General features: G+C 44.9%; 9 protein-coding genes. All 9 read left to right on the forward strand.

Features of this window, described 5'->3' with window-relative positions; genetic code table 11:
* Positions 1–6 precede the first annotated feature (6 nt).
* The 9 genes from AC58QT_RS33730 (at position 7) to AC58QT_RS33770 (ending at position 11,332) form a co-directional block, all read left to right on the forward strand.
* Positions 7–1,866 carry a sensor histidine kinase gene (locus AC58QT_RS33730; protein ID WP_497412812.1) on the forward strand — a complete coding sequence of 620 codons (1,860 nt, stop codon included), beginning with the start codon at positions 7–9 and terminating at the stop codon, positions 1,864–1,866.
* Between the two features lie 224 nt (positions 1,867–2,090).
* Positions 2,091–3,584 carry a carbohydrate-binding protein gene (locus AC58QT_RS33735; protein WP_497412813.1) on the forward strand — a complete coding sequence of 498 codons (1,494 nt, stop codon included), beginning with the start codon at positions 2,091–2,093 and terminating at the stop codon, positions 3,582–3,584.
* 97 nt (positions 3,585–3,681) lie between these two features.
* On the forward strand, positions 3,682–4,551 hold the full coding sequence (locus AC58QT_RS33740) for an AraC family transcriptional regulator (protein WP_497412814.1): 870 nt from the start codon (positions 3,682–3,684) through the stop codon (positions 4,549–4,551).
* Between the two features lie 107 nt (positions 4,552–4,658).
* Positions 4,659–5,918, forward strand: coding sequence for a hypothetical protein (locus AC58QT_RS33745; protein WP_497412815.1), 1,260 nt, complete (start codon positions 4,659–4,661; stop codon positions 5,916–5,918).
* A gap of 195 nt (positions 5,919–6,113) precedes the next feature.
* Positions 6,114–7,388: an FAD-dependent oxidoreductase gene (locus AC58QT_RS33750; RefSeq protein WP_497412816.1), complete on the forward strand. Its 1,275-nt coding sequence runs from the start codon at positions 6,114–6,116 to the stop codon at positions 7,386–7,388.
* Between the two features lie 174 nt (positions 7,389–7,562).
* The gene (locus AC58QT_RS33755; protein WP_497412817.1) at positions 7,563–7,751 is read left to right on the forward strand and encodes a hypothetical protein; all 189 of its coding nucleotides are present in this window, start codon (positions 7,563–7,565) and stop codon (positions 7,749–7,751) included.
* A gap of 90 nt (positions 7,752–7,841) precedes the next feature.
* The gene (locus tag AC58QT_RS33760) at positions 7,842–8,807 is read left to right on the forward strand and encodes an ABC transporter permease (protein ID WP_497412818.1); all 966 of its coding nucleotides are present in this window, start codon (positions 7,842–7,844) and stop codon (positions 8,805–8,807) included.
* A 15-nt stretch (positions 8,808–8,822) separates the two neighbouring features.
* Positions 8,823–9,698: a carbohydrate ABC transporter permease gene (locus AC58QT_RS33765; protein ID WP_497412819.1), complete on the forward strand. Its 876-nt coding sequence runs from the start codon at positions 8,823–8,825 to the stop codon at positions 9,696–9,698.
* A gap of 77 nt (positions 9,699–9,775) precedes the next feature.
* On the forward strand, positions 9,776–11,332 hold the full coding sequence (locus tag AC58QT_RS33770; protein ID WP_497412820.1) for an extracellular solute-binding protein: 1,557 nt from the start codon (positions 9,776–9,778) through the stop codon (positions 11,330–11,332).
* The last annotated feature ends 8 nt before the right edge of the window (positions 11,333–11,340 follow it).

Consider the following 11,340-nt stretch of genomic DNA (forward strand, 5'->3'; position numbering starts at 1 on the left):
TTATGCATGCATTTTACGCACCGAAGTTGGGCGTTTATTACGATGATTTTCAAAAGCGTTGTTGCCGCAAGGCTTTGGCTGATCGCCTATGTGGTTTTAATTATTGTTCCTGCTTCCATTTTTCTATATGCCTATTCCCAGCGATACTCGCAAATTCTCGAAGAAGAAGTGACGCGCTCGATGCTTCAAACGTTGAAGCAAGCTGAGATTAATTTAGATCACCAGTTTGATATCTTGCGTGATACATCGAATACGTTGTTTACGAATCGCAAGCTAATGGAGTATTTAAACAACTCATCTTCCTACGGTGAGCAAATTGATGCGTTAAAAGAAATGCGATATTTAATCGATAGCATCCAGACAAATACGAATGTATTTCGTGTACGGATATATGTAGATGAATCGAAGCTTTTCTCTCATGAAAAAGTAAACTTCTTCACGATGGACACACTCAAGACTCGTCCTTGGTATGCGGATGTTGAGCAGGCAGGCGGCCGCCTCGTTTGGACAGGTGTATATAAAGAAAGCTTTATCGATCGTGATGATGCCTATATTTTCTCGGGCATTCGGCTTTTGCGTGATCCAGACCATTTTGGAAACTTGTCAGGCTTTTTGTCCGTAGATGTAGACGCTAAGACCCTTGAGAGTATAACGGCAAGTATCTCGCTGAATAAAGACCAGCGTGTTTTCATTGTTGCTCCGGATGGCAGTATTGTGTTCCACAGCGATAAATCGTTACTGGGGACGAAGCTGTCAGATGCTGTTCTATCTGTTATAGATGGCAAGAAGGAAGGCGTATCACCGATCATTGAAAATGATAATCAGCAGTACGTTGTGCACACCACCGTTGATGCTACAGGATGGAAGCTCATTGCAGAAGTGCCGAAGAAGGGGATAAGCTCGCGCGCCACCTCGTTAAATCAATTTTCGAGTGTAGCGACGTTATCTGGCGTTACGGTGTTATTTCTTATCCTTGTTTTCATTCTACTCGCGTTTATTGTGCAAGGCATGAATCGCCGAGTTCAGACGGTCATCCGAGTGATCAAGCGTGAAGGTGTGGCAGGTCTCGATGAACGAACCACTGCACGGGATGGGGACTTTAATCTTTTGGAAAAAAGTGTGGATCATCTCATACATCGCGTGAGGGATCTTATGGAAGAGACATACAAATCCAAGGTCCAAGAACGAGAGGCACAATTACGTGCCCTGCAGGCACAAATCAACCCTCATTTTCTCTATAATACGTTGGATACGATTAACTGGATTGCCATTGGCCATAAGGCGCATGATATAAGCCAAATGATCGATGGTCTAGCGAAATATTTCCGCCTGAGCTTGAACAAGGGAAAAGACGTCGTTACAGTGACGGATGAACTGGAGCTTGCCAAAGTGTACTTGGAAATTCAACAGACACGCTTTCCCAAAAGCTTTGAGTTCGAGTTTCAACTCGTTGGCAAGGAGGAAGAGGGAGAGCAACTGAAGACGGAGGTTTCTCTAGAATCGTGCTTCATCCCCAAGCTAACCTTGCAACCAATTGTTGAAAATGCGCTTCTCCATGGTATACGTAAATCGAAGGGGAAAACAGGTAAAATTATAATCCGCGCCGCGATTGAAGGAGACGATCTGCTCCTCTCCGTCTCTGACGATGGCATCGGCATGGATCCTGAGTTCGCGCAAAGCTTGCTGACAGAACCTAGGCCGGCTATGCGGACAGATGGTTCAGGAAGTTCCTATGGCATTTACAATGTCAATGAGCGAATTCGGTTGTTCGCAGGCGAAGCCTACGGGCTTAGCATCCAATCAGAGCTTGGAGAAGGGACGACGATTACAGCCAGATTTCAACTTCAACGGCAGGCAATGGAATGATGCAGCTATCCTAGAATATTTCCTGGATTAGAGGTGGGAATGTTCTGGGGGGTGTCTTTAAATATCGAAAGATTACACCAGAAATACAAATTTTATCATCTACCTCTCATTATGAGCCCTAGCTATAATAATCTCAAGGAGTTGATGTAAGCGTTTACCTAAACGATACGCAGAGATTATGAGATTCACATGCTAGTAGTCGACGTTCATAAGGAGGAGTAAAAATGATGAAGAAAAAACGGATGTTTACAGGTGGTTTGGTTTTGACGCTATCGGCGATGTTTGCTTTCTCGAGCACAGCGATGGCCTATTCCCACACGGGAGGTTTGACAACCGAGTATGACCTCTCTTTCACTCAAAGCAAAGTAACGGCGAATCAAGCACCTTGGAACAGCGCCTACACGAGTATGATTGCCGACGCGAATGCGGGGCTTTCCGTTTCTAGCCATGCCGTCGCAACGTGGAATATTCCAAATGCTTATACAGATGCTACGGGGCACAATGCGGCAAAGCTGCTGATGGAGATTGATGCGAAGGCAGCGTACTCGACGGCACTAGCTTACCGCTACACAGGGGACACCGCGTATGCGAACAAAGCAAGAGATTTAATTCATAGTTGGGCAACGACGAATACCAATATTACGGGTTCTGATGCTCCGTTAGTCACGGCTTACTTGGCTGTTGGCTTAATTAAAGCCGCTGAACTGATTAAGGGTTATTCCGGCTGGAGCAGTGCGGATCAAACGCAATTCGTCTCCTGGGTGACAACGAAATGTCTGCCCAAATGGGACGCAATCGCGCAACGCAACAACTGGTGGGATTGGAGTCTGTATGCCCAGTTGTCTCTCTACCATTTTACAGATAACAGCACAGCTTTTGCGGCAGAAGTCGCCAATCTGAAAACACAAATCGATACGTCGATTGATTCGCAAGGCTTCATCACAGATGAGACAACTCGTGGAGCTAATTCAATGTGGTATCACTACTTCGCGCTTTCGCCGATGACTGCGGCAGCGGAAATTATCTACAATGATACTGGCGAAGATTTGTATAACTGGACCTCGGCTAACGGCAAAAGCATCAAGCTGGCCTTAGATAAATATTTCTATTATGTCAATGGACATGTTAGCGAATTCCCTTACGGCGGAACGCAAAACTTCGCGAACCCGATGGTGGCCAACAAATGGCCGGTAGATCTGTTTGAGGCTATGGCAGAAGTATATCAAGACGCGAGCTATGACAGTTATGTTGCACCGTACCGCCCGATTACGGCTAACGTGAACAGCAACAGCGGTTATTACTTGTCCTACTCGTGGATGTATCCGACCTTGCTGAAGTCTACAACCAAAGTGGAAGCAGAAAGCTATAGCGGACAGTCTGGCGTCGTCGTAGCCGCGACGGCCGATGTCGGCGGAGGCAGCAAAGTCGGTCAAACCGCAAATAACGATTACGTATACTACAACAACGTCAATTTCGGAAGCGGTGTCTCCAATATTCGTTTCCGATACGCAACGCCGAATACGAATGCGGTTCTGGAACTGCGCAGCGGCAGCTCGACAGGCACATTGCTAGGGACAGTCTCTTTATCCAGTACGGGCAGTTGGACAACATATCAGACAGCATCTGTCCCTGTGACTGGGGCGAGTGGGACGAAGAATGTGTACATTGTGTTCAAAGGTGGCACATCTGTTGCTGATTTGAACTGGTTCACTTATTAATACGTAAACGAATAGGGCTGTCTACCCGAGTTGCATCAACTGCTGGGGTGGACAGCTCTTCATCACATCAAGCGGACAGTTGAAAGGAGGAGAGGTAATGGCAGCTGAATCAATTCTAAATCAAGACTTGAGACCGCATATTCGACATACGGATCTGTTGCATTTCAAACAGTGGAATACGCATGCGAGAATCATAACCGATTATCTACTGTTATATGTGCAAGCGGGTACTGCCCAATTGTCCATGAATGGGGAGAAGTATCCCATACCGCCAGGTCAGTTCAGTTTTATCCAGCCGGGTGTTGTGCATCAGCTTGAATCGGAATTACCGTTGACGGTTATGGCCCTTCATTTCGAGCTGTTCCCAACGGAAGGTGATGAGCGGCTGCCAATGATGATGCCGGTCGAGAGTGGCGCTAATGCGAATTTGAGTCATATGCAGCCTAACCTAACAACATTTGCTGATATCGATATACCCATTGTTTTCAAATCTTCCAGACACGAGTGGATGGTTGATGTTTTTCTGCACATTATCGAGCATTGGAACCGGAAAAATGCGATTGATCAGCTGCAGGCACATGTCCATGCTGCTGAAGTCATTTTGGCCTTAATCAAGGAATACACATCCCAAGACAGCTCCGAACACAAAAGCTTAACCTCGCTAAATTGGGTACCCGCTTACATGCAATATCGCCTGTCTGAGCCGCTGTCTGTGGAGGAAATGGCACGCAAAGCGCTCATGTCGCGCTCCTATTTCTCCATGGTATTTCGAAATCAATTCGATATGGCTCCGCATCAATATTTGCTGAAGCTAAGACTTGATTATGCGACAGAGCTATTGCGAGGCACTTCCATGTCGCTGCAAAGCATCTCCGACAGCTGCGGCTTTTCAAGTGTTCATCATTTTTCAAAAATGTATAAGCAACGCTTCGAATGTCCGCCAAGTCATGTGAGAAGGGAATTATGAAAAAGACGTTTTGATAAATTTATTGCGTGTTTTGATAAAGCCAACTGACACTTTTTCCCTCTATAATGGTGCCATACACCATTCTACTTCTAGTTAGGGAGGCCCTTATGATCTCTTATGCTGGCATTTCAAATCCGTTCTCCGTTGGAACCTATAGTGTGGAGCAGAATTCGAAGTTGTTGCGCAGATACAGGTACATTCATGAGCAGTTGTTCCGCTTGGCAGCAGGTCAACTCCCAGCGAGAGCCAATTGGCATATAAAGGCAGCGTTAGGCAAGCACCTTTACGAGGACGCAGAAGCGACAGGTTCTCTCCGTCAGCGAGTTCTGGAACTTAGAACTTCTCCGATGCTCTTGCAAAAAGATCCGAATGCAACACTCGCGCTGCTATTTGAGGAGTTGATTCATGCAGAGAGCGATATGGAGCTGCTGGTCGGCGTGTATCGCGTGCTGAAGCCGGCTTTACTGCAAGCGTTTGCGACGCATATCGCGAATACCCAGCCCCTTGTCGATTATCCGACGGTTCGCCTGCTTAAGACGCTTTCCTCCGATTTACGCGAACAAATCGAGTGGGGGGAAGGGATGATTGCGTCGCTGCAGCAAGATGGGGAGTCCTTGGAGCAAGCGGCGGAATTCGGATGCAGAATCCGAGGCTATTTAGAAGCAGCCGGGGGGATTAGCGGCGATCAAGGCACTTCCCCACATGTACCTGCGAGATGGCGATCAGGCAAAGTCTATGAGATGCCGAAGCAAGCAGTACGAGATGCGAAAAGAATGGGGCCACCTGCAATCGGACGTACAGCCATACCCAACTTGCCCGACGACCCAGTAAAAGTCCGATTGATTCAAATGATGAAAGCCAGACAAGAGGAAATGTCGGCTGTGGAAAATCTGGCAAGCGTCATCTACGACCTAAAGCAGATGCCATGGGAGTTTTATCAGGATCTAGCCCGGCACCTGTGGGATGAAGTGCGGCACGCCTTGTTCGGCCAAGCGGCGCTTGAGGCAGAAGGCGTGGATTGGATGTCGCTGCGGCAATACGTTGGCGGCTACGATCCACTCATCGAGAAGTTGCCGGCTCAGCGATATGCGCTTTTGAGCATAGGCTTTGAAGAGAAAGCGATGCGGCGTCCGGGCAAAATCGCGGAGTACGAGTTCTGCCGTGACGATGCCAAGCACCCGCTAATGGAGCGGTTCCAGGATTACGACTGGGCTGACGAAGTGACGCATGCGGCATTCGGTCGCAAGTGGACACCTGAGTTGTTCGGGGAGGACCTGGATTACGTTAGACAGGTTGCGGAAGTAGATATGGCGGAGCGCGAGAAGTTTTTCCAAGCATGGGCGAAGCTGCAAGAGGCAGAGGGGTAACATGCTAAATATGCTGGACGAATCTCTGAAAATTTTAGATGAACAGTTGTGCGATGTATCACGCGGTTGAGTACTATACGTATCACACCGAACAAATTATTTTATTAGCTAAAATTTTTCAACCATCCAATGACAGAATCTTGCAGTGGAAGCATTAGGTTTTTAATCATTTAATTAAACGAAAGAGGGATGAGAATGAGCAACCAACCAACTCAAACTTATGATTTTCAAAGAAAGATTGAAACGTACGATTCATCGGATGTCGTTGTCATTGGCGGAGGGCCGGCTGGAACAGCGGCTGCCATTAGTGCGGCTAGACTAGGGAAGAAAGTTACCCTACTAGAAAAATCAGGCCAATTAGGCGGCATGGGTACTCTTGCGAATGTTAGTGTTTTTATGCCAATTGGAAATGTAACCGGGATTTACCGTGAAATGATTGCGGAAGCACTCGCGGATCATTTACCGAAAGATCATGATGTATCCATTGCCCCGCAATATTCTCCTTTCATTATAAGACAGTACTTAAATGAGAAGATGAAGAAGGAAGGGATCAAGGTCATCTATCATGCGGAGTTTATCGGTACGGTGAAGGAAGACAGAACCGTGAAAGCAGTCATCGTATCCACGCGTGAAGGATTAAAAGCGTTCGAAGGCAAACAGTTCATCGACTGTACGGGTGATGCAAGAGCCGCAATTGATGGTGGCGCAGCCTACACGTCAGGTAGAGAAGAAGACGGCATGACACAGCCGATGACATTGATGTTTATGATGCAAAATACAGGTCAGCCCGTGAAGCAATTTTTGCCTGAAGGCTGCTATCATTATGAAGAAATCTCGGATTTACCTCAAGGCCGCCGGTTATATTGGGAACGAAACAATGATGGCCAATTGCTTGTAAATATGACGCGAGTCAAGGGCAATGGGGCTAAAATCGAAGACATTAACTTCGCGGAGACCGAAGCCTTAAGACAAGTATTCTCCGTCGTGAATTACTTGCAGCGAAATGGATTTCCAACCTACGCACTCTCCCATGTTCCGAATCAAGTCGGCGTTCGGGAAACGAACCAGATTCAAGGTCTCTACACGTTGACGGAGCAGGACGTTGTACAAGGAACACGCTTTGCAGACGTTGTTGCACAAACGAACTACGAAATCGACATCCACAGTCCTGATGGCCAAAAAACGTGTGATGAGCGGAAAGTCGATGGCTACGATATCCCATACCGTTGTATGGTGAGCGAGCAGCTGGATAATCTGCTGGTAGCAGGCAGATCGATCTCAGCGACGCATGTGGCAATGTCCTCGATGCGCGTACAGGCGACTTGCTACGCTTTGGGGCAAGCGGCAGGGATTGCAGCATCCATTGCTACGGACGCGGCATGCGCAGTCCGGGACGTTTCCATCGAATCCCTGCATAGCGCGCTAGCTGCTCAAAACGTCGTATTTTATAAGCAAGTGTCCTATCAATAATTTGTTACCAACATAAGCTCTGCAAGCCACCTCCCCGTGAGGTGGTTTTTTTACTAAAGACCATAATATTCCACCAGAAATAGGAAGATTACCACCTAGAAGTCGTCATTTAATCTGATACAATCACAATTATGCAAAATGGAAATCGTTATCTGATTCGGAATGAGGGACTACATGAAAAATGAAATTCGAGTAGAAAACAGTAAGAAAGGCTACTTTATTGTTTTAGTCATTCGTAGCGTTCGGTATGAATTAGACAAGCGTACGACATGGGAAGAAGCCTTAGCCTGTGCACAATATGTTGCCAGAAGAATGAGATTACCGGTGATGACGAGTGAAGGGGTAATTTTCGAAAGACCATAAGATTGCACCAGAAACAGAAATATTACCATCTACAAGGCACCTCTTGTCACTTATATAATTGTCTTATAAGAACACGGAGGTGAGCCATACATGAGTGTAACACTTGCAGAGACTGAACGAAAAACAGCTCACGCCAAGCCGAAAACCCAAGGTAGCGGCCGTTGGAAGCTGATTGTCTCTAATTATGATTTATACCTTTTATTAATCCCAGGGATATTATTTTTGCTTTTATTCAAATATGCGCCTATGTACGGGATTATCATCGCTTTTCAAGACTTTAATATTTTCGATGGGTTTACAGGAAGTAAATTTGTCGGTCTAGATCAATTCGAGAAGCTCATTCATTCCGAAGAGTTTTATCAGGTTTTCATCAATACCTTGTTAATTAGTATATACAAAATCGTACTTCTATTTCCGATTCCGATTATCATTGCACTATTTTTAAATGAGGTTCGGAAGGCCATCTTCAAGAAGACAATACAGACGATTATCTTTCTCCCGCATTTCTTGTCATGGGTTATCATTTCAGGATTGTTCATTAATATCCTTTCACCATCAGGTGGACTAGTGAACAATGTTATTGAGTGGTTTGGAGGGACACCCATTTCCTTCTTCCTGGACAATCAGTTTTTCCGAAGTGTAGTCGTATTCACCGCAGGTTGGAAGGAATCGGGTTGGAACGCGATTATCTTTATTGCAGCCATTGCAGGTATCGAGCAGGAACAGTATGAAGCTGCTTCTATTGATGGCGCAGGCCGAATCAGGCAAATGCTTCATATTACTTTACCAGGTATTGTACCAACAATTGTCCTAATTTTAATTTTACGCATGGGGTACTTGCTTGAAGCGGGTACAGAGCAGATTTTGACTATGTACAATTCCGTCGTTTACCAATCCGGTGATGTGATCGGGACATTCGTTTATCGGCAGGGGCTTGGTCAACAGGATTATAGCTTTAGTACAGCGGTCGGGTTGTTCAACTCACTTGTTGGTTTTATTCTAATCATAGCTGGTAATGAACTCAGCAAAAAGCTAATTAAGCGAAGCATATGGTAGGAGGTACTGAAGACCATGCATAAAAAAACACTAGGCGATTGGACTTTTGATATTTGTATTTATCTCGTTCTACTACTTTGCGGCTTAGCGACATTGCTGCCACTAGCGAATATTTTATCCAAAGCCATTAGTGATGAATCAGCTGTCATTTCCGGTAAAGTAGGGATTTTTCCAGTCGGCTTTCAGTTAGATACGATGAAGTACGTAGTGTCCTCAAGTCAGTTTCTTCATTCAATAGGGATATCTATACTAATTACAGTTGTAGGTACAGTAATTGCTATTGTGGTAACTGCACTAACCGCGTATCCATTGTCCAAGAGGCATCTTCCCGGTATTTCTATTATTATGGTGCTGTTTATCTTCACCATGATGTTTAATGGCGGAATTATTCCAAATTACTTACTGATGAAGAAACTTCATTTAATCAATAGCTTATGGTCTCTGATGCTGCCTGCATTGATTAGTGTGTTCAATATGCTAGTTATCAAAAGTTATTATGAATCCTTGCCTGAGGCGCTTGAGGAATCAGCCAAGATGGATGGCGCTCGTAATTTTACGATTCTATTTCGTATTATTATTCCTTTAAGTGTACCCGTTATTGCTACCATTGCTCTTTTCTATGCGGTCTATTTCTGGAATGACTTTTTCCATCCGATGCTTTACATCAATGACGCAGGACTTAAGCCACTTCAGCTCTATTTGCGTGATATTGTCATGGATGCAGACAGCTCTAGCGCTGTGAACAAAAGTGTTGACGATATGATGAACGTATCGCCTGAAGGTATTCGGGCTGCAACTGTTATCGCTTCGATCATCCCGATGTTACTTGTGTATCCTTATTTACAAAAACATTTTGTCAAAGGTGTTCTTATTGGATCTGTAAAAGGGTGAATTTGCATTAAAGCCCTTGATGATAACATCGAGGGTTTAATGATATATTAAGCAGAAGACTAGGGAGGTTTACACACATGTTAAAAAACAAAAAGAAAATGATGCTTCTAGCTGTAGCAGCAAGCTTATCTGTAACATCTCTTGTCGGTTGTGCTTCCAAAAGCACGGATACAGGTAGCAGCACACCAGCACCTGCTGGTACAGCAGCTGCAAGTACTGCTCCAGCTGGACCAAAGCCAGAATTGAAATCGCTTCAAATTTGGCAAAAGGATGACTATAACACGTATCCAGTTGCTAAATACCTGGAACAAGCAACAGGTTATAAAGTGCAATATGATATGTTGCCACAGGATAAGCCACAAGATAAGTTGAACATCTTGATTGCTTCCGGTGAACCCTATGACGCTGTCACAACAGCCGGTGGAACAGATTTCAAAGCGTTATATGCCGACTATGCAAAAAAAGGTGCTTTAACGGACTTAGGACCGCTAATTGACAAATATGGACCTAATATTAAAGCAGCGATATCTCCTGCTGCCGTGGAAGCAGCAAAAGTAGAAGGTAAACTTTACGCGATACCAACTACAACACTCTCTTTTGTGGGTGAAAGCTTGTTTATTCGTCAAGATTGGCTGGATAAAGTAGGAATGAAAGCGCCTACAACAACAGACGAGCTTGTTGCTGTCCTTAAAGCTTTTAAAGAGAAAGATCCTGGAGGAAACGGGGATAAAAATATTCCATTTACAGTAAAAGGGGATGCTCCGCTTATTCCTAACATTATCGGTGCGTTCGGAATACCGAATGTATGGAATGATTTGAACGGGAAGTTAACACCTCGGATTCTAGACCCAGGATACAAAGAGTATGTGAACTTTGCTTCGGATCTATTCAAACAGGGCTTACTTGATAAAGAATTTGCGGCTAATAAAGATGCTACTGCTAAAGAGAAATTCACAAGCGGAAGAGCAGGTATGATCATGCTTCATTGGGCTGATATACCTACCGTCATGGATGCATTGGTCAAAAATATTCCTACAGCTAAAGCTAACTATATTCCGGCATTAAAAGGAAAAGACGGTAAAATGGGTCTAGGTGCTTCGCAAGGTTTTGATCGTATCACTTTTATTCCTAAAGCTTCCAAACATCCTGAAGATGCGATCAAATGGATGAACGCCAAGCTTGAAAAAGATACGTTCAGAACGATGGCTATTGGCGAAGAGAACAAGCATTTCACGTTAAAAGATGGCGCTTATACGCCGATTCTACCGATTTTTACTGATGAGCGCAATCAAGCCAATAACTTCCTGACAGGTACAGATGATAAAATCTATCCAACATATTGGCAAGCACGTGTACGTAAAGATATGCGTTTATTCGATGGTTGGAACTTCTTGAATACCATTCAACCAGCGAATACGAGAGTTCCAGATCCGTTAGGTTTTGCTCCTTACTTATCGGAGTTCTCGAAGAATTTTGCACAACTGAACACATTGGTTGGAGACTACACAACGAAGCTAATCTTTGGCGCTGAACCGATTACAGGTCTTGAAGCATTCCAAGCGAAATTCAAATCTTCAGGCGGAGATGCAAGCTTCAAAGAAGTTAACGATTGGTACGCAACTGCGAAGAAATAATTCGTGCA

The organism is Paenibacillus sp. J31R109, from assembly GCF_059692055.1.

What these genes read in the sequence shown, in the direction of transcription:
- AC58QT_RS33730 (WP_497412812.1), top strand. Translation starts at nt 7, where the DNA reads ATGCATTTTACGCACCGAAGTTGGGCGTTTATTACGATGATTTTCAAA.
- AC58QT_RS33735 (WP_497412813.1), top strand. Translation starts at nt 2,091, where the DNA reads ATGATGAAGAAAAAACGGATGTTTACAGGTGGTTTGGTTTTGACGCTA.
- AC58QT_RS33740 (WP_497412814.1), top strand. Translation starts at nt 3,682, where the DNA reads ATGGCAGCTGAATCAATTCTAAATCAAGACTTGAGACCGCATATTCGA.
- AC58QT_RS33745 (WP_497412815.1), top strand. Translation starts at nt 4,659, where the DNA reads ATGATCTCTTATGCTGGCATTTCAAATCCGTTCTCCGTTGGAACCTAT.
- AC58QT_RS33750 (WP_497412816.1), top strand. Translation starts at nt 6,114, where the DNA reads ATGAGCAACCAACCAACTCAAACTTATGATTTTCAAAGAAAGATTGAA.
- AC58QT_RS33755 (WP_497412817.1), top strand. Translation starts at nt 7,563, where the DNA reads ATGAAAAATGAAATTCGAGTAGAAAACAGTAAGAAAGGCTACTTTATT.
- AC58QT_RS33760 (WP_497412818.1), top strand. Translation starts at nt 7,842, where the DNA reads ATGAGTGTAACACTTGCAGAGACTGAACGAAAAACAGCTCACGCCAAG.
- AC58QT_RS33765 (WP_497412819.1), top strand. Translation starts at nt 8,823, where the DNA reads ATGCATAAAAAAACACTAGGCGATTGGACTTTTGATATTTGTATTTAT.
- AC58QT_RS33770 (WP_497412820.1), top strand. Translation starts at nt 9,776, where the DNA reads ATGTTAAAAAACAAAAAGAAAATGATGCTTCTAGCTGTAGCAGCAAGC.